Below are 18,677 nucleotides of genomic sequence, written 5' to 3' on the forward strand. Positions count from 1 at the left end.
GGTGAGGCATGGTTGCTGGAGCGCCGCGTGAAGTCGATCTGCTGGTCCTAGGAGCTGGTCCGACGGGACTGTTCGCGGCTTACTACGCGGGATTTCGGGATTTGTCGGTCGCACTCGTCGATTCGCTGCCCGAACCGGGCGGTCAGGTGACGGCGATGTACCCGGAGAAGATGATTTACGACGTCGCAGGCTTTCCCCGGATCAGGGGGCGAGACCTGGTCGCGGCACTGGTCGAGCAGGCGAACAGGTACGAGCCGTCCTACTTGTTGGGCAGACACGCGGTATCGATGTCCGCGTCCGAAGAGGACGGTCGGGTTCGCGTCGAGGTCGGGCAGGGGGAGTCGGTGCTCGCCGGGGCGGTGCTGATCACCGCCGGGATCGGCGAGTTCACGCCACGTCCGTTGCCCGCCGGGCAGGATTGGCTGGGCCGCGGGGTCGTGCACTTCATCCCCGAACTGGCAGTCCACACCGGACATGACGCGGTCGTGGTGGGCGGTGGTGATTCCGCGTTCGACTGGGTGCTGGCGTTGCACCCGGTCGCCCGCAGCGTCACCCTCGTGCACCGGAGAGCGCGATTCCGCGCCCATCCCGGCCTGGTGCGCGAGGTCGAGGCCTTGGACGTGCCGCTGATCACCGACGCCGAGATCGCGGAGATCAGGGGGGACGAGTCGGGGGTGCACGAGGTGGAGATCGCGTTGCGGGACGGCGGGCACCGGGTGCTGCCCGCGCAGACCGTCGTCGCCGCGCTCGGGTTCACCGCGAATCTCGGCCCGATCGAGTCCTGGGGTCTCGAACTGGACAAGCGCACGATCCGGGTGGACAGCACCATGCGGACGAACCGGGAGCGGGTCTACGCGGCTGGCGATGTCGCCTCGTACCCCGGGAAGGTGCGGCTGATCGCCACGGGCTTCGGTGAGGCGGCTACGGCGGTGAACAACATCGCGGTGGCGCTGGACCCGGGGGCCCGCCTCTTCCCCGGTCATTCGACCGACAGCGGATGACGCGTACGGCGGTGGTGCGCTCGGCCGAGCGCACCACCGCCGTACCGAACGGAAAGCCCCGGGCGCGGACGGGGTCCTCCGCTGGTCGGTTCAGGCGCCGGTGTGCTGGGTGATCCAGTCGGCGTGCGCCGTGACGTCGGTGTAGATCGAGGGGCCGGTGGCGCAGGTGGAGTCGTTGTTGCCCGCGCGGCTGGTCGCGCCGATCAGTTCCCAGTTGCCCGAGGTGCCCTTGATCTGCGGTCCCCCCGAGTCGCCGTAGCACGCCCCGGAGTCGCCGTTCGGGTTGTCCGTGCAGATTTCGGTGCCGGTGCTCAAGCCGCTGCATTCGCCGTCGTCGACGATGCTGGTGTCGAGTTCCTGCAGCGTGGTCGGCACCTCACCGCAGCCCGACTCGGGGCAGGTCTGTCCCCAGCCGATGATCCGTGTTCCCGTGCCCGTCCCGCCCGGTTCGGCGGCGACCTGGACGGGGGCGGCCTCGACCTGGGTGTCCAGCCGGAGCAGCGCGATGTCGCCCGTAGTGTGGGTGACGATGTCGGCGAGTCCGGCTTCCTCGCCACCGGTGGTGCTGTCGTTGCTGCCGACCCGCACGGTGTACTGCCCGGGAGATCCTCCCTGCACGCAGTGCGCGGCGGTGACGGCCCAATCGGACTCGATCAGCGAGGCGCCGCAGATGTGTGAGCCGCCTTGTTGCAGGGACACGATGAACGAGTATTCCTCGGTGGCGTCGTGACCGCCGACGATGAGTGGTTTCACATCATCGGCGGTGGCGACGGCTGGGAAGGCAAGTGCACCCACCACGCCACCGACCGCAGCGATCACGCCGATCAGACCGGAACGCTTCCGCATGTCGCGTCGCATCCTTCCGTGTGTCCCGGCTCTGCTGGCCGGATGCGCACGGACAGTAGGAGGCGATCCACTTCCGGGGCACCCACGAAAGACGGAGGCGAGGGTCGATCCGTGTCGTGGCATGTCCGTAAAACGGACGCGATCAGTGCGATGTGGACACGCGACTCGCTGGGGTTTCGGCCTGCGGTCGACCGTTCCCGATTTCCCGCGAAACCGGGAAAAACTCGTCGAGATCGACCGCGGCCGACCCGATCACGGCAGCAAGCCGTACCGGGATGCTTCCGATTCGCCCAGTTCGACGTCCGAGTACTCGCGCAGCTTGGTCAGCTTGTGCAGACCCTCGATCATGCGCACCGTGCCCGACCTCGAGCGCATCACCAACGACTGGGTGGTGCAACGGTTCGCCCGGTAGTGCACGCCCTTGAGCAGCGCGCCGTCGGTGATACCGGTCGCGCAGAAGAACACGTTGTCGCCGCGAACCAGGTCATTGGTGGTCAACACCGTGTCCAGCTCGTGGCCGGCCGCCTTGACCTGCGCGCGCTCCTCGTCGTCCTTGGGCCACAGCCGGGTCTGGATCTCGCCGTCGAGGCACTTCAACGCCGCGGCCGTGATGATCCCCTCGGGAGTGCCGCCGATGCCCATCAACATGTCGACACCGCTGTCCGGGCGGGCAGCGGCGATCGCGCCCGCGACATCGCCGTCGGAGATGAACTGGATGCGCGCGCCTGCTTCGCGAACCTCCTCGACCAGCGAATCGTGCCGGGGGCGGTCGAGGATGCACACCGTGACGTCCGCGACGTCGATCTGCTTGGCCTTGGCCACTCGCCGCACGTTCTCGGCTACCGGCGCGCTGATGTCGACGACGTCGGCTGCTTCCGGCCCCACGGCGAGCTTCTCCATGTAGAAGACCGCCGACGGGTCGAACATCGCGCCCCGCTCGGCCACCGCGAGCACCGCGAGCGCGTTGGGCATGCCCTTGCTCAGCAGCGTGGTTCCATCGATAGGGTCGACGGCGACGTCACACTCGGGCCCGTTGCCGTTGCCGACCTGCTCGCTGTTGTACAGCATCGGGGCTTCGTCCTTCTCACCCTCGCCGATGACCACGACACCGCGCATCGACACCGTGCCGATGAGCTTGCGCATGGCATCCACCGCTGCACCGTCACCCGAATTCTTGTCGCCGCGACCGACCCATCGGCCGGCTGCCATGGCTGCGGCTTCGGTAACCCGGACGAGTTCCATCGCCAGGTTCCGGTCCGGCCGCTGCGGCTGCTGATCAGTGGTGGACGTGCTCATCGCGCCTCCCGGTGGTGAGCCAATGCTGTGTTCGACTGTGGGCGCACCCACCACGGACGGGTGGCGCCCGATACTCGCTAGTGGGATCTTCGCAGACCCGGGAGCATTGCTGAGGTGCACGTGGGGGAGCCCACTTCCGGCGAGGACTTCGGACGCCCGTCGCCCGGTTGGTGAGAGCATGAGGGGCGTGGCTGAACAGCGCAACCAGGACCAGCCGGGCGACGAGACCCCAGCGGCGGGTCAACCAGGCACGGAACCGGCACGACCGCCCCGCACGCTGAAAGCGATGCTGTTCGCCATGCTGCCGATGGTCCTGGTCGCGTTCGGAATCGCCGGGCTGCTCGGCCAGTGTTCGTTCAGCCCGCTGGGCCCCACCGTCGAGAAGGGTTCCGCGCCGACGGTGGATGTCGGGGCCGAGCTGCGCGACGCGGCCGGGCGGGTGGGTTTCCCGGTGATCGAACCGAACCTGCCCGAAGGGTGGCGTGCGAACTCCGCGGGTACCGAGCTGCTTCCCTCCGGGGCGCGCGCGGTCCGGATCGGCTGGCTGACCGATGAGCCGCACTACCTGCGCATGTCGCAGTCAACGGCTTCGGAGGAAGAACTCGTCGAGTTCGAGACCGAGCGGTCGCCGAAGGCGGAAGGGACCGTCCGAGCAGGTGATCTGCGGTGGGTGGTCTACAGCGGCGTGCGTTCCGAGCAGGCGTGGGTCACCGAACACGCCGGAACCCGGGTGCTGATCACCGGGGACGGGTCCGAGGCCGAGTTCCGCACGCTGGCCGAAGCGATCGTGCGGGCGCCGACCGGCTGACCGTGGCCAGGTCCGGCGGTGTCCGGCCGCCCGCTCGTACCGGTCTGCGCGTATCCGGGCCCACTCGTTACTCCTCTTCGGGGGCCTCTTCCACTGAGGCGAGCGCCCGTTCCACCCGTTCCCGCGCACCCGCGAGGTGGCGCTCGCAGACCGTCGCCAACGCCTCGCCGCGCTCCCACAACGCGAGCGACTCCTCCAGCGACAGCCCACCGGCCTCCAGCTGCCGGACAACCTCGGTCAGCTCGTCCCGAGCCTGCTCGTAGTCGAGTTCGGCCACTTCGGGATGGGCGGCCACCGGGTCGAAGTGCTCGTCCTGGCTCTGCTCACTGGCGGGCTGCTCACGGGTGGACTGTTCACTGGTGGTCACGAGGCGGGACTCTCCAACGTGTTCGGTACGGACACCACCGCGGTGGCGATCGCCTGGTCGTATCCGACGAATGCCTCGGCGAACTCGGCACCGTCGCCCTCGCGCACCGCGTCGGTGATGCGCGACTGCGCTTCCGCGACTTTACGTCGGTGGGAGGCGCCGTGACCGCACCACCACCGGTCGCCGACGTAGGCGGAGGTGGCCTCGGTGAGTTCGCGCAAGCGGGTGGGCAGCGACCTGCGCTCGAGCGAATCGCATCCGCCCAGCAGCGCGGTCCAGCAGTCCGCGGCGGTCGCGTCCGCCGCTTCGGCTCGGTGGCGCACTTCCGAAGCGCACGGCGGTGTCGTGGTCACCGTGAGCGGGAGGAATGTGAGCTGCTGCGGTGGACGCACCACACACCTCCGTTCGTCAGCCTGCGCCGTCCGTTCCGTCGGGGACGACGGCCTGGATCGCACCGTCGGCGACCCGTACCCGCAGTTTCGTTCCCGGCGGGGCTTCGTCGATGGATCGAAGTACCCCATCCACGCCCTCGGAATCGACACGTTGGACGATCGCGTACCCACGAGCCAGAGTGGCCGCCGGACCGAGGGTCGTCAAGCGAGATCGAGTCGCGGTGATGGCGTGCTGCTCACTGGCCATCACCGCGAGCACAGCCCGGCGCGCCCGTTCCCGCAGGCCGCTGACCTGCTCGGCACGCCGGTCGAGCGGACCGAGTGGATCCGCCAGCACGGGCCTGGTGCGCAACGCGTCGAAGAGGCGGCGCTCACGATCCACCCAACCGTGCAACGCTCGCCGCGCCCGGTCGCGCAGCTGGTGGACGCGCTGGGTCTCCTCGGCGACATCGGGAACGACGCGCTTGCCCGCCCCGGTCGGGGTCGAGCAACGGACGTCGGCGACGTGGTCGAGCAACGGGGAGTCGGGTTCGTGGCCGATCGCGCTGACCACCGGGGTGCGGCAGGTCGCCACGGCCCGGCACAGCGCCTCGTCCGAGAACGGGAGGAGGTCCTCGACGCTGCCGCCGCCCCGCGCCAGCACGATCACGTCGACTTCGGGCTTCTTGTCGAGCTCGGTGAGCGCCTCCACGACCTGCGGAACCGCGCTCGACCCCTGAACGGCCACGTTGCGCACTTCGAACCGCACGGCGGGCCAACGCAGCTGGGCGTTGGTCAGCACGTCGTGCTCGGCGGCGGAGGCCCGTCCGGTCACCAGCCCGATCCGATTCGGCAGGAACGGTAGCGGCCGCTTCCGCGACGGATCGAACAGTCCTTCCGCCTTGAGCAGCTGCCGCAGGCGTTCGATGCGGGCCAGCAGCTCACCGATGCCGACCGATCGGATCTCGTCGACCCGGATGCTCAGCGTGCCACGGCCGACGAAGAACGTCGGCTTCCCGTGGACGACGACGCGGCTGCCCTCGGTGAGCGGCGGGTCCATCTTGCGCAGCATCGCCGAGGAGCACGTCAGCGTCAGGGACACGTCGGCGGAGGGATCCCGCAGGGTCAGGAACGAGGTGGACGCGCCGGGACGGAGCGACATCTGGGTGACTTGGCCCTCGACCCAGATGTCGCCGAGCCGGTGGATCCAGTCGGCGATCTTGCGAGAGACCGTGCGGACCGGCCACGGATCTTCTGGGGTGGTCTGGGAGGTCAGGGGTCGCTCCTGCTGACGTGTTCGGTGGAGGGCTGTTCTCGGATGGTGCCAACCTGACTGGTGCCAACCTGGACGGTCCCAGCCTGGACGGTCCCAGCCCTGGCTCTTCGGATACTCCAGTCCCGGGTCTCGGATAGTCCCAGCTCGGCTCTCGGGCGGCCTCAGCCCCGGTCGGGTCGGCGGGTACCGGCCGTGGCCGGGTGACACCCGACCGGGGGTCACTGTTCGGTTTGGAGCCGTTCGAGCCGCTTCGAGAGCATCCGCACGAACTCCGGGCGCATCCCGTGGGCCTGCTCGTGTTCGAGCAGCCGGGTGAGTTCGGCTTCGGAGAAGCCACGCAGCTTGCCGCGCAGCTGGGGGAGGGAGAGGTGGTCGTACTCCGGCAGGATCGACAGGTCGTCGTCGAGAATCCGCGGATCGCTCGTGCTGTCGCCTTCGTGGGCGGTGCCCTCGTTCCGGGCGGTGTCCCCGTCCACGCGGTCCCACGGCGACGGGCGGGGTGGATCGTCCTCGTCGAAGGTCGCCCATTCGGGTTGTTCCGCCGGTGTGTGCAGAACGCTGAGCGCTTCATCGCCCTTGATGGCGAGCTCGGTCACCTGCTGCTGGACCCGCATCGACGCCTGCAGTGCCTGGCTGGCCACGGTGACGGGCAACCCGAGAAGCTGGCCGGGCAACTGGCGGGTCTGCTCGACCGCCGTGGCCGCGAGTCCGGCGGCGAGGCGGACCGGCAAGGGGAACGATCGCATGTCTCCACCTTGCCGCACTCGGCCTCGGGAATCCATCGGTGTGCCGAGATGCGGCGGCCGGGCATCGATGGTGCGGGCGGTTCCGAAAGATCGTCCGCGAGGTGGATGGCGCGGCTGACCTTGCCGGGGCCGGTCCGTACCCTTGGAAGCATGACGACCTCGCCCCAGGCCACCGAAAACGCTGACCAGGGAGTCCCCGGTGCGGAGACCGCCGACCGGCGCCCGGACAGTGCCAAGCGAGTGCTGTTGGCCAAACCTCGCGGTTACTGCGCCGGTGTCGACCGCGCCGTGGTCACCGTCGAGAAGGCTCTGGAAACCTACGGCCCACCCGTGTACGTGCGCAAGGAGATCGTGCACAACCGGCACGTGGTGGATACGCTGGAGGAACGCGGCGTGATCTTCGTCGAGGAGACCGACGAGGTGCCGGAAGGTGCCTTGGTCGTCTTCTCCGCCCACGGCGTGGCTCCGGCAGTGCACGAGGAAGCGGCGCAGCGCAACCTGCGCACCATCGACGCCACCTGCCCGCTCGTCACGAAGGTCCACAAGGAAGTCAACCGGTTCGCCCGGGAGGACTACGACATCCTGCTGATCGGCCACGAGGGGCACGAGGAGGTCGAAGGGACCTCGGGCGAGGCCCCCGACCGGGTGCAGCTGGTCGACAAGGCCGAGGACGTCGACAAGGTCGAGATCCGCGACCCGTCCAAGGTGGTGTGGCTGTCGCAGACCACCCTGAGCGTCGACGAGACGATGGAACGCGTCGACCAGCTGCAGGATCGCTTCCCCGACCTGCAGGCGCCGCCGAGCGACGACATCTGCTACGCCACGTCCAACCGCCAGATCGCGGTCAAGGCGATGGCCGCCGAGTGCGACCTCGTGCTGGTCGTCGGCTCGCAGAACTCGTCGAACTCCAAGCGGTTGGTGGAGGTCGCCCTGCAGGCGGGTGCCACCTACTCCCACTTGATCGACTACGCCGACCAGATCGAGGAGTCCTGGTTGGAGGGCGTCAACACGGTCGGCGTCACCAGCGGTGCGTCGGTGCCGGACGTGCTCGTCTTCCAGGTGCTGGACTACCTCTCCGAGCGCGGTTGGGGCGACGTCGAAGAGGTCACCACCGCCAACGAGAAGATCTCCTTCGCGTTGCCGCGAGAGCTGCGCAAGGACCTCAGCGAGAACTCGGAGACCCCGAAGGGCGTTCGCTGAGCATTCGCTGACCGGAAGTTCTTCGTTCCCGGCGGGGTACTCCGCCGGGAACGAAGCGTGTGGCGGATGCCCCTGATGGTTTCGGCGCTCGGATGGTTTCGGTGCTCGGGTCTTCGGTGGACTCAGTCGAACGAATCGCCGCGCCGGGGACGCCGCGGACGCTTGGGAGGTTCCGCCTCCGGCGGCCTTCCGCGACCGGGCGCCGGGCGTTGAGGTCGTCCTCGGCCCGCCGGTCGTTCGGGCCGTCCCTCGCCGCGCGGAGGTGGCTGCGAACCCGATTCGGGCCGCGGCCTGCCAGGCGCGGGGCGGCCGCCGCGCGGGTCCTCCCGGCGTGGTTCCCCGCCCCGCGAGCCGTCCTTCCGAGGGGCGTCCTTGCGCGGACCGTCCTTGCGCGGACCGTCCTTGCGCGGGTCCCCTCGCCGAGGATCGTCCTTGCGGGGTTTCCGCTGGCGCGAATCCGGCTGAGGCGCTTCGTTCCCCCTGCGCTCGGTCCGCTTGCCCTGCTCGTCCGGGCGTTCCCGAGGCGGAGCCGGGCGCTTGGCGGGTTTCGCCCCGTTCTTCTTCGGCTGTGCGGGAACCTTCTTCGTGGGAGCCTCGCTGTTGGCCGGAGCGTCCTGCCGGTTCTTCGCGCGCTGCAACACGAACAGTCGAAGGAGGCCGAAGCCGAGTGTGATGCCACTGGCGATCGCCATGATCGGGAAGCTGTTGATCAACGGCTGGACGATGGCGAGAGCCGTGGCCGTCACGCCGCCCTGCTTCGAACCGCCGCCGCTGAGCAGCACGATCACCGGCATCACGATCGCGGCGATCAGCGGTGGCTGCACCATCGGGCCGAACACGTTCTTCCGTCGGGCCAAGCCGACCGCCGAAACGCACCCGAGCAGGAACAGCGCCTCGAACAGCAGACCGGGCTTGGACCAGAGCACGATGTCCAGGCCGGTCCCGAGGCTCGTCGTCACGATCGGGAGCAGGATCGCGAACCACAGCGGCACACCGCGAACCGTGCCGAAGGCGGCGCGATCGGACCAGGCGGGCACACCGGTGTCGGGGGTGGACGCGTTCGGACGCTCGCGAGTGGCGGTCACGCCATCAACCGTAACGCTCCGGTTCTGTTTCGGAGCGGCCTCTCCGCAAATGGGGGCGCACCAGCCGCGACCTTCGCCCGGCCGGGCGGTGGGAAGGCGCTTCCGTCCCATGTGCGGTATTTCCGCGGACCCACCCCGAGCGTGTGAGCCTTGACACAGCTGGCGTAGTCCTCCTAGCGTCGGGCAATCGTTTTCTCGTGGCTGGCGCGCCCGGTTCGTCCGGGCTGTCGTGGCGGGGGTGCCCATGGAAACAGCACCACTGATCGAGATGGTCGGCATCACCAAGCGCTACGGGGGAGTACTGGCGTGCGACCAGGTGGACCTGAGCGTTCGCTCGGGCGAGGTCCACGCGCTGCTCGGTGAGAACGGCGCGGGCAAGTCGACGCTCATGCGGGTGCTCTCCGGCGATGTCACCGACCACGACGGAACCGTCGCCGTGGCGGGGCGGTCGGTCAGCTTCGCCAAACCCGCCGACGCCCAGCAGGCCGGCATCGCGATGATCCACCAGGAGCTCGACCTCGTGCCCGCGCTGTCGGTGGCCGAGAACCTCTACCTCGGGCGGGAGCTGCGGCACCGGTGGGGCGGGCTCGACGGCCGGACGATGGCGGCGCGGACCACCGAGCTGTTGCGGCGGACCGGGATCGACCTGGATCCGACCCGGCCCGTCGGTCAGCTCCGGGTCGGTGAGCAGCAGCTCGTCACGATTGCCAGGGCGCTGTCGCTGAACGCCAACGTTCTGATCATGGACGAGCCCACCTCCGCGTTGTCCAACGCCGAGGTGCTCCGGTTGTTCTCGGTGATCGACGAGTTGCGCAGGGCGGGAACGGGCATCGTCTACATCTCGCACCGGATGGACGAGATCGGGCGGATCGCCGACCGTGCCACCGTGTTGCGGGACGGTCGCCGGGTCGCCGAGTTCGATGCCCGGACGATGACCGCCGACCAGGCCGCCGAGGCCATGGTCGGCGGCGGCGTGCGGGAGTTCTTTCCCGCGGGCCGGGGCGAGGCGGGCGAGGCATTGCTGGAGCTGAGCGGGTTCGCCGTCCGTCCGCGCCGCCCACGCGTGGGCAGGCGCGAACCGGACGGCATCGACCTGACCGTGCGGCGCGGGGAGATCGTCGGATTGTGCGGGCTGCTTGGCTCGGGCCGGACGGAACTGCTGGAAGCGCTGTTCGGAGCAGGGGCCGCGGGTTCCTGGGAGGGGAGCGCGCTGCTCGACGGTCAACCCGTCCGGCCGGGCGGTCCGCGTGCCGCACTGAAGCAGGGGGTCGGGTTCGTGCCGGAGGATCGTGCTTCTTCCGGTCTGGTGCTGCAGCATTCCGTTCTGGCCAACACGGTGCTGTCCGTGCTGGGGCGGCTTGGAGCGGGCGGCTGGATTCGCCGCAGGAGCGAATTGCGGGCCACCGAGGAGAGCGTGCAACGGCTCAAGGTCAAGCTCGCGGGCCCTTTGGAGCCGGTCGCGACACTTTCGGGCGGGAATCAGCAGAAGGTCGTATTCGGACGGATGCTATTGACCGAGCCGCGACTGCTGCTGCTCGACGATCCGACCCGAGGTGTGGACATCGGTGCCAAAGCCGAGATCTACCAGCTTCTCGCCGAGATCGCCGAGCGCGGCATCGGCATTCTGCTGGCCTCGTCGGAACTTCCGGAGCTGATCGGCGTCTGCCACCGCGTCGTGGTCCTCCGGGCCGGACGCAGCGTGGCGGAATTCGACGCCACCCGGGTCGGTGAAGCCGAATTGTTGACCGCGGCGATGGGGGAGAAGGTCACCTCGCACGGTGCGGCCATCGGGGAAGGAACGGCGTGAGCGATCGGACGGACGAGAAGCCGGTGGACGGCGCGGGTGAAGACCGGGATGCGGACGGTCCCGGTCACGCCGGTGGCTCGGGAACCGCCGATCCTCGCGTGCTCTCGCGGCGGACGGCGGGTCCTGCCGAGATGCTGTTCCGGTTCCAGAGCTTCTTCGGGCTGGTGGCCGTGTTCATCGCCGCGGCGGTCTTCTCACCACGCGGCTCGGACGGTCAGGTCCTCTTTCTGACCAGTGAGAACTTGTTCAACATCGCCAGGGCCGTTTCCGAGATCGGCATCATCGGGATCGGGCTGACCTTCGTGATCCTCATCGGCGGGATCGACCTGTCAGTCGGATCGGTGCTCGGGCTGGCGGCGGTCGGGTCGGCGGTGCTGCTGGTCGAGAACAACTTCGGTGTGCTGCCGGCCGTGGTGGTTGTGTTGCTCGCCGGGCTCGGGTTCGGACTCCTGCAGGGTGCCGCGGTGGCGTTGCTCGGTGTCCAAGCGTTCATCGTCACGCTCGCCGGGTTGCAGATCGCGCGGGGGCTCGCGCGGATGTGGTCGGGCGGCGAGACGGTGCAGATCAGCTACGGCGACGGACCGGAGCAGGCTCCGATGCTGTTCTCGCTGCTGGGGGAGCGGACGTTCGGCGGTGTCGTGCCGATTCCCGCGCTGATCTTCGCTGGTGTGGCGGTCGTGGCGATCCTGTTCTTGCGCAGCAGCGCGTTCTCCCGCCATCTCTACGCGATCGGGGGAAACGAGAAGGCGGCACGGCTCTCCGGCGTGCCGGTCAACCGAGTCAAGATCATCGCCTTCGGGGTGGCCGGACTGTGCGCGGCGCTCGCCGGAATCGTCCATGCCGGACAGCTCAACACGGGCAGTCCGAACGACGGCATCGCCTACGAACTCGACGGCATCGCCGCCGTGGTGGTCGGCGGTACCAGCCTGGCTGGTGGCCGGGGCTCCGTCGTCGGAACCATCGCGGGCGCGCTGCTGCTCGGAGTGCTCAACAACATCCTCAGCCTCAACAGCGTCGACACCGACGTCCAGTTGCTGATCAAGGGTCTGGTGATCGTCGCGGCCGCCGCGTTGCAGCGGTTGCGGCCCTCGTGATCGACCTCGGGAGGAAGCACGATGCGCAAGACAACGAAGTCCTTGCTGGCAGCCGCGTGCGTCACGACGGCGATATTCACCGCGGGTTGCGGTACGACGAGTGAGAACACCGGTCAGGTTCAGGCGCAGGACCCGACGCAGGACTGCGCGGGACCGGACGGCGAGTACACCATCGGGATGAGCCAGGCGAACCTCGCCGAGCCGTACCGGGTTCGGATGGATGCCGACATCCGGAAGGCGGCCGAGGAGGTTCCGCAATTCGACGTGGAGTTCCAGGACGCGGCGAAGGACAACTCGAAGCAGGTCAGCGATGTGGAAAGTTTCGTGACCAAGCAGGTGGACCTGTTGATGATCTCGCCGAACGAGGCCGCGCCGCTGACCGAAGTCGTCAAGGACGCGTACAACTCCGGAATCCCGGTGATCGTGCTGGATCGCAAGGTCGAAGGTGAGGCCTACACCAGCTACATCGGTGCGGACAACGTCGCGATCGGAAGGCAGGCCGGCGAGTACTTCAAGAACACGTTGCTTCCGCGGGGCGGGAAAATCGCCGAGATCAAGGGCCTTTCGGGTTCCACGCCCGCCGCGGAGCGAGCAAAGGGATTCCGGCAGGCGATCGAGGGCAGTGGAATCGAGATAGTCGCCAGCGAGGACGGTGAATGGGAACGTTCGGTGGGACAGGCGAAAATGGATGCGATGCTCAAGTCGCCCCCCGATGTCGAGGCTGTCTACGCGCACAACGATCCCATGGCCGAGGGAGCGTTCCTGGCCGCCCAGGCAGCGGGGAAGCGGGACCTGAAGTTTGTCGGAATCGATGGCCTGCCGATCGAGTCGGGCGGCATCAAGGCTGTTGAGGCGGGTCGGTTGGCGGCCACGAACCTGTACCCGACGGGTGGTGCCGAAGCGGTGGAGACCGCGAAGAGGCTTCTGATCGATTGCCGGCGGGTGCCGAAGTCGCAGACCCTGCCGACGGAGCTGATCACGCGGGAGAACGCGACCGAGGTGTACGCCCGGTTGAACGCGGCCTGATCACGCGCAGTGCCCGCCTTTTGTGAAAAATAATCGAATAGCACCTGGATGGTGGTTGCCGGAACACAGTCCCGGCAACCATCTTATTGGGTGATTAACCCGGAGATTTCTTCCCGACACGTTCCAGCTTGCTTGGAACGAGGCGAAACGCTTCCTACTATTCGTTCGATGCGGGCGATGGATCTTCGGCCCAACGTGCAGTCAGGACGATGAATTCGATTCGCGCACCACCACCGTCGAACACGTACACCGCTATCCGGACGGATAGCCGTGTGGGGAGGGCGAGCACGATGGAGAACGGCTCACGACAACCAATTTCCAGCGCCGCTGACCGTCGATTTCCACGAAAGATGGGCGCGTACTTCGGCGCCGCCTCGTTGGCGGCGGCCGCGATGCTGGCCGACGGCGGCTTCATGACCGAGCGCGCGTTCGGGCAGCAGCCACCTGCCCAGAGCGGAGCGACGAAGGGCAGCGTCGGCTGGGAGACCTACCGCGACCCGGAGGCGCTGACCCAACTGCGCGGATCGGAGAACAGCGGGCAGTTCTCCAGCTTCGCGCGCAACGGCACCAACGACGACGGCTTCGAGGGAACGTACTCGTGCCTGCGAACCAGCGGGCAGGGCTGCGTCATCGCCGAGCGAGCAGGCGCGGGCGAGATCTCGTCCATCTGGTTCACGCGGGAACCGTGGGGCGATGTCACCGGAACCGGCCGTATCACGATCGAACTCGACGGGCGGACCGTCCTGGACGCCCCGCTGGTCGACGTCGTGGATGGCAAGGTCGGGGCGCCGTTCGAATGGCCGCTGGTGGGCAACGCCGCCGACTCCGCGGGTGGGGCCGTCATCAAGGTTCCCATGCCCTACCGGGAATCGATGCGCGTCACCGTGGAGAACAATCCGTACTTCTACCACGTCAGCCACCGCGAATTCGCGGATGCGGAGGGTGTCCGGACGTTCGATCCCGGGGACCCGGCCGAGGACGTGCTCGCCCGGTTGCGCAAGTTCGGCGTGGCCGATCCGAAGGGCACCAGGCCGGACGCGGAACGGACCCGGCACGAATTCGAGTTGCCGCCCGGCGCCTCGACGCGGGTGGCCGAGCTCGACGGTCCCGGCCGCATCGACCAGCTCCGGGTGCGGTTGCCACAGGTGGTGCCCAGTCCACGGGTGGTCGACGACGGCCGGGCGTTCGGGGAGGGCGGTGGTAGCCGGTTCCAGGCCGCCGTGGACCCGCGAAACGAGGGCGTCCGCGTCGTTCGCCGGTTCGACCCGCAGATCGCGCACCAGGTGGCGGACATGCGGGTCGACGGTGTGCACGCCGGTCAATGGCGCAGCGGTGAGCGGGCGCCCGGCGAGTGGGGCGTGCAGTCGATCGAGGTGACGCCCGAGTTGACCGGCGGAAAGGAGTCGGTGGAGATCTCCAACCACTTCGTCTCCTCGTCGTTGGACGTCAACGAGTTCCGCTACGACGTGCACAGCCTCGTCGACGGTGAATGGGTGCGCACCGATGTGCTCGATCTCGGGCCTGGCCACCCCGGTGAGGAGTCCGCGCACGGGTACCGGATCGACAACGAGGTATTCGCCCGGGACAAGTTGGTCGGGCGTTACAGCTTCCCACCGGAGGAGGTGGCCGCGTCCGAACACGTGCTGGAGAGCACGCGACTGCGGATCAGCTTCGACGGCCAGACCACCGTGGACGCGCCGGTCGGCGAGTTCTTCGGCTCCGGGCTGGGAGAGCACGACGTGCGCAACATGATGAGTTCGATCGATCCCGGTGCCGACGGTTGGTACACCTCGTGGTGGCCGATGCCGTTCGACGAATCGGCCACTGTGGAACTGGTCAACACCGGCGGTGTACCCATCAGCGGCGGCACGGCCGAAATCGTCGATTCACCGGCCGAAGCGGGTGAGAACACCGGTTACTTCCACGCCACCCACAAGCGCGGCCGGACCGTCCCCGGGGAGGACTGGAACTTCCTCGACGTGCAGGGGAGCGGCACCTTCTACGGGGTCACGCACACCATGCGCGGTCTGATCCCGCCGAACCGAACGCAACAGAAGGCGCAGCCGCTGTCGTTGACGGAAGCTCCCGCCAACCAGCGCAACTACCTCGAAGGTGATGAGCGCTTCTACGTCAACGGTTCTTCGAGCCCCGCGTGGCACGGGACGGGCAGCGAGGACTACTACGAGTCGGGCTGGTACTTCAGGGACGGGACGACGTTCTCGATGCCGGTGGCGGGCAACCCCGCGCACGAGATCAACGGCGACGGGTGCCGCTACGACTGCACGGGTGCCTATCGGCTGCAGGTCCCGGACGCGGTCCCGTTCCGCGACGGTCTCGTCGCGGGGATCGAGCACGGCCCGGACAACGACGAGCCGGGCGACTACAGCTCGACGGCCTACTGGTACGGCGGCCGTCCGGCGTCCCAGGAACAGGTCGACGTGGTCGATCTCGCGGATGACGCGAATCGGGACGATCACGAATACCGGGCCGACGGCGAATCGGTGACCCAGCTGGAATCGAGGTTCGAAGGCGGGCGCGATCCCGAGCCGTTCACCAGGGAAACCACGGTGGCCACGGGGCCGGTGAGCTTCCGGGTCGACGTGGGCGACGGCGAGGGCGTGCGGCTCCGCAGGCTCAGCGATCAGGCCGAGCCCTACCAGCGGATGGAGGTTCGGGTGGACGGGCGACCGGCGGGCGTGTGGCTGCAGCCGTTGGGCAACCGCACCCACCGCTGGTTGGAGGACAGCTTCGCGCTACCGAACGACCTGACCAGCGGTAAGTCCTCGGTGCGGGTGGAATTGCTCCCGGTCGACGGTGCGCCGGGGTGGTCGGCCTCCAAGTACACGGTGTTCGACGGCTGAGGCGACCGGTCCGCGGCGACTGGTCCGCGGCGATCGGACCGTCGGGCATCCGGCGCGGTGGCGTTGTCCCGGTTACGGCCGGGGCGGCGTCACCGCTTGGTGCTGCCGCGGGGGATGAGGTGTGCGGACAGCGTGGTCGTCGTGGGGGCCGACTGGTCACCGTTGATCCGGCTGAACAGGAGTTGTGCCGCGACGGCGCCCATGTCATAGGCGGGCTGCTTGACCACCGTGAGCGGCGGGTCGAGCAGCGTTGTCCAGGGTGCGTCGTCGAAGGCGACCACACCCACGTCGCGCCCGGGTCGAAGTGCGAGTTCCCCCAGGGTTTCGAGTACGCCGACGGCCATCGCGTTGTTGGCCACCAGCAGGCCGTCCGGGGGGTCGGCTTGGGTGAACAGCGAGTTCGCGGCCTGCTTGGCCCCAACTGCCCGGAACTCCGAGCGCCGCACGAGCGAGTTCGAGCCGCGCAGGTGCGCCTCGCGCAGTCCGTCGCGGTAGCCGGCGAGTCGATCGTCGGCGGTCGGGACCCCGGTTGGCCCGGTGAGACAACCGATCCGCCCGTAGCCGCTCGCGGCGAGGTGGGCGGTGGCTTCGCTGGCCGCGAGCCGGCTTTCGACCAGCACGGTGTCCCCGGTCGCGCCGGGCAGCGGTCGGTCGACAGCCACGCACGGGGTGCCGTGGGCGTCCAGCAGGTCGGCGCTGTCCCCGCGGCCGGTCGGGGAGAGCAGCACGCCCGCGACCCGCTCCTGGAGGGCGACGTCGATGTACTCGCCCTCCTTGTCGGGGTCGTCGTCGGAGTTGCACAGCACGACCGAGTACCCGGCGGTGTGCGCGACGTCTTCGACTCCGCGCGCGATCGCGGTGAAGAACGGGTTCTCCACGTCGGAGATGATGAGGGCGAGCACGGCGGTTTCCTGCTTGCGCAGGTTCCGGGCCGGCCCGTTCGGGCGGTAACCGAGCTCGTTCGCGGCGGCCAGCACCCGCGTGGTCAGGTCGGGGTCGACGGTGCTCTTGCCGTTGAGCGCACGCGACACCGTCGCGGTCGACACCCCGGCTCGGGCCGCCACGTCACTGATCGTCGCCACGACGCCTCCTCGTGTCCACTGGGGCTGCGGGGGAAGCGGCGGTGCCCCTCGTGATGCCGGGCCGACCCCGCACCACCCGATCCGCTTCCGGAGTGCGCCGGCCGCGTGCTCCCGCCGTCGATGTCCTTGACAGCCAACGCGGCTCCAGAATAACTTCCGGGAAAACGATTGCTCAGCCCTTCCCGCTCGCGTTTGTGAATACCTTTCCCCTTCATGTGCGCCAACCGGAGCACCCGGGCCCCGGTTGCCCGCCGGCTCTCGGCAGTCGACGTCGCCTGCCGGAACACTTGGGAGGACCTGTGGCCCGCATCGGTGTGGTGAGCATTTCCGACGGTCGTGACCACGTGCACGCGCGGAATGCCGAATTCATCCGGACCAAGCAGACGGCGCTCGTGCGATCGCTCGAAGCGGCCGGCCACGAGGTCGTGGTCGGCGACGATCTCGTCTCCAGCAACGTTCTGGCCGGTTCGGTGGCGCGCAAGGTCGCCGCCGCCGACGTGGACGTCACGGTCCTCTACTACGCGGTTTGGGCGTTTCCGCACTTCACCATGCTCGCTGCTGATGCGGTCCGCGGTCCACTGGTCCTCGTGGCCAGTACCGACCCCACCGAACCGGGCCTGGTCGGCATGCTTGCCGCCGGTGGCGCCCTGGACCAGATCGGCCGGACCCACACCCGCGCGTGGGGCGCCCCGGACGACGCCGGGCTCGTGAACGAGATCGGCGTGCGGGCGACGGCGGCCGCGGCGGTGTCCTCGCTGCGCGGCTCCACGTTCGGGCGGTTCGGTGGCAGACCGATGGGGATGAACACCGCGGTCGCCAACACCGACCAGTGGCAGCGTCAGTTCGGCATCGACGTCGAGGAGATCGACCAGTACGAGCTCGTGGTGCGGGCGGAGAAGGCCGACCCGGCCGAAGCGAAGCGAGCACGGGAATGGATCGAGCGCCACGCCGCCGGCGTGCACTACGACGGCGACAAGCTCACCCCGGAACTGTTGGAACGGCAGCTGCGTTCCTACCTGGCGATCCGGGACATCATCCGGGAGCGCAACCTCGACTTCTCCGGGATCAAGGCGCAACCCGAACTGACCGAGAACTTCGCGACGATGGACGTCACCGAGGCGTTCCTCAACGACCCCTACGACTGGGACGGGCCCAAGCAGCCGCACATCTGCGCGACCGAGGCGGACATGGACGGTGCGCTGACGATGCAGCTGATGCACCGGCTGTCCGGAACTCCGGTGCTGTTCGCCGACGTGCGGCACTACCACGCGGACCGGGACATCTGGGACCTGTGCAACTCCGGCCAGCACGCCACCTGGTTCGCCGCCCGCAGCGACGACCCGGCCGAGAACCTCGCCCGGGTGAACTTCTACCCCGAGGTGTTCTTCTTCCCCGCGGGCGGTGCCTCGGTCCAGCACATCGCCGCGCCCGGTGAGATGACCCTCGGTCGCCTCACCCGCGAGGACGGCCGGTACCGGCTGCAATTGATGCTCGGCGAGTTCGAGAGCTACGACGCGGCGACCAACAAGTCGCTCGTCGACCAGTCCACACCGGAGTGGCCGCACGCGTTCGCCCGACTCGACACCCCTGGCGACGTGTTCCTGTCCCGGTTCGGCGCGAACCACATCCACGCGATCCCGGGGGATCACCGGGCGGGGCTGCGCGCGGCCGCGGACCAGCTCGGTGTCCGCGTGGACGAGTGGTCCCGAACCTGACCGTCGAAGGTGGACGAACCCCCGGCTTCGGCCGCGGGCAGGAGAGTCCGGCGCGAATCAGCGCGAAACCGCGCACCGACCCAAAGCCGGGAGGAA

General features: G+C 68.6%; 16 protein-coding genes. 8 read left to right on the top strand and 8 right to left on the bottom strand.

Annotated features, from left to right (window positions below):
* The first annotated feature begins 8 nt into the window (after positions 1–8).
* The gene (locus ACYVAN_RS08010) at positions 9–1,001 is read left to right on the top strand and encodes an NAD(P)/FAD-dependent oxidoreductase (protein WP_460957278.1); all 993 of its coding nucleotides are present in this window, start codon (positions 9–11) and stop codon (positions 999–1,001) included.
* Positions 1,002–1,091: 90 nt separating this feature from the next.
* Here ACYVAN_RS08010 and ACYVAN_RS08015 read toward each other — a convergent pair whose 3' ends face one another.
* Positions 1,092–1,847: a S1 family peptidase gene (locus ACYVAN_RS08015; RefSeq protein WP_460957280.1), complete on the bottom strand. Its 756-nt coding sequence runs from the start codon at positions 1,845–1,847 to the stop codon at positions 1,092–1,094.
* Positions 1,848–2,099: 252 nt separating this feature from the next.
* Entirely contained in the window at positions 2,100–3,143 is a 1,044-nt protein-coding gene (glpX, locus tag ACYVAN_RS08020; protein ID WP_460957281.1) for a class II fructose-bisphosphatase, read from the bottom strand.
* Between the two features lie 187 nt (positions 3,144–3,330).
* On the opposite strand from glpX, the gene ACYVAN_RS08025 reads away from it, so the two are divergent.
* A complete protein-coding gene (locus ACYVAN_RS08025) occupies positions 3,331–3,951 on the top strand; it encodes a DUF4245 domain-containing protein (protein WP_460957283.1) in 621 nt (206 codons plus the stop codon).
* 67 nt (positions 3,952–4,018) lie between these two features.
* Here the strand turns inward: ACYVAN_RS08025 and ACYVAN_RS08030 are convergent, their stop codons facing one another.
* Genes ACYVAN_RS08030 through ACYVAN_RS08045 form a run of 4 tightly spaced genes read right to left on the bottom strand, consistent with a single transcriptional unit; the run spans position 4,019 to position 6,711 of the window.
* Positions 4,019–4,318 carry an exodeoxyribonuclease VII small subunit gene (locus tag ACYVAN_RS08030; protein WP_460957285.1) on the bottom strand — a complete coding sequence of 100 codons (300 nt, stop codon included), beginning with the start codon at positions 4,316–4,318 and terminating at the stop codon, positions 4,019–4,021.
* Complete coding sequence (locus ACYVAN_RS08035) at positions 4,315–4,710, bottom strand: hypothetical protein (protein WP_460957287.1); 396 nt, start codon at positions 4,708–4,710, stop codon at positions 4,315–4,317. Before ACYVAN_RS08035 ends, ACYVAN_RS08030 begins: the two co-directional genes overlap by 4 nt.
* A gap of 16 nt (positions 4,711–4,726) precedes the next feature.
* Positions 4,727–6,187, bottom strand: coding sequence for an exodeoxyribonuclease VII large subunit (gene xseA, locus ACYVAN_RS08040; protein WP_460957289.1), 1,461 nt, complete (start codon positions 6,185–6,187; stop codon positions 4,727–4,729).
* Complete coding sequence (locus ACYVAN_RS08045; RefSeq protein ID WP_460957291.1) at positions 6,184–6,711, bottom strand: lipid droplet-associated protein; 528 nt, start codon at positions 6,709–6,711, stop codon at positions 6,184–6,186. The genes xseA and ACYVAN_RS08045 overlap by 4 nt, the downstream gene beginning before the upstream one ends.
* 150 nt (positions 6,712–6,861) lie before the next feature.
* Here ACYVAN_RS08045 and ACYVAN_RS08050 point away from each other — a divergent pair, with 150 nt between their 5' ends.
* A complete protein-coding gene (locus tag ACYVAN_RS08050) occupies positions 6,862–7,911 on the top strand; it encodes a 4-hydroxy-3-methylbut-2-enyl diphosphate reductase (protein ID WP_460957293.1) in 1,050 nt (349 codons plus the stop codon).
* A gap of 122 nt (positions 7,912–8,033) precedes the next feature.
* On the opposite strand, the gene ACYVAN_RS08055 is transcribed toward ACYVAN_RS08050, so the two are convergent.
* Positions 8,034–8,996 (bottom strand): DUF6542 domain-containing protein, encoded by a 963-nt coding sequence (locus tag ACYVAN_RS08055; RefSeq protein ID WP_460957295.1) that lies wholly within the window; start codon positions 8,994–8,996, stop codon positions 8,034–8,036.
* Between the two features lie 244 nt (positions 8,997–9,240).
* On the opposite strand from ACYVAN_RS08055, the gene ACYVAN_RS08060 reads away from it, so the two are divergent.
* The 4 genes from ACYVAN_RS08060 to ACYVAN_RS08075 all read left to right on the top strand — a co-directional run bounded on the left by ACYVAN_RS08060 (position 9,241) and on the right by ACYVAN_RS08075 (position 15,784).
* Positions 9,241–10,803, top strand: a complete 1,563-nt coding sequence (locus tag ACYVAN_RS08060) for a sugar ABC transporter ATP-binding protein (RefSeq protein WP_460957297.1) — start codon at positions 9,241–9,243, stop codon at positions 10,801–10,803.
* Positions 10,800–11,897, top strand: coding sequence for an ABC transporter permease (locus ACYVAN_RS08065; RefSeq protein ID WP_460957299.1), 1,098 nt, complete (start codon positions 10,800–10,802; stop codon positions 11,895–11,897). Before ACYVAN_RS08060 ends, ACYVAN_RS08065 begins: the two co-directional genes overlap by 4 nt.
* Positions 11,898–11,918: 21 nt before the next feature.
* A complete protein-coding gene (locus tag ACYVAN_RS08070; RefSeq protein ID WP_460957301.1) occupies positions 11,919–12,923 on the top strand; it encodes a substrate-binding domain-containing protein in 1,005 nt (334 codons plus the stop codon).
* A gap of 350 nt (positions 12,924–13,273) precedes the next feature.
* Entirely contained in the window at positions 13,274–15,784 is a 2,511-nt protein-coding gene (locus ACYVAN_RS08075) for a glycoside hydrolase family 172 protein (RefSeq protein ID WP_460957303.1), read from the top strand.
* Positions 15,785–15,873: 89 nt separating this feature from the next.
* Here ACYVAN_RS08075 and ACYVAN_RS08080 read toward each other — a convergent pair whose 3' ends face one another.
* Entirely contained in the window at positions 15,874–16,866 is a 993-nt protein-coding gene (locus tag ACYVAN_RS08080) for a LacI family DNA-binding transcriptional regulator (protein ID WP_460957305.1), read from the bottom strand.
* A 299-nt stretch (positions 16,867–17,165) separates the two neighbouring features.
* Here ACYVAN_RS08080 and ACYVAN_RS08085 point away from each other — a divergent pair, with 299 nt between their 5' ends.
* A complete protein-coding gene (locus ACYVAN_RS08085) occupies positions 17,166–18,581 on the top strand; it encodes an L-fucose/L-arabinose isomerase family protein (protein WP_460957307.1) in 1,416 nt (471 codons plus the stop codon).
* Positions 18,582–18,677: the final 96 nt, after the last annotated feature.

The sequence above is a fragment of the Parasphingorhabdus pacifica genome (assembly GCF_054779195.1).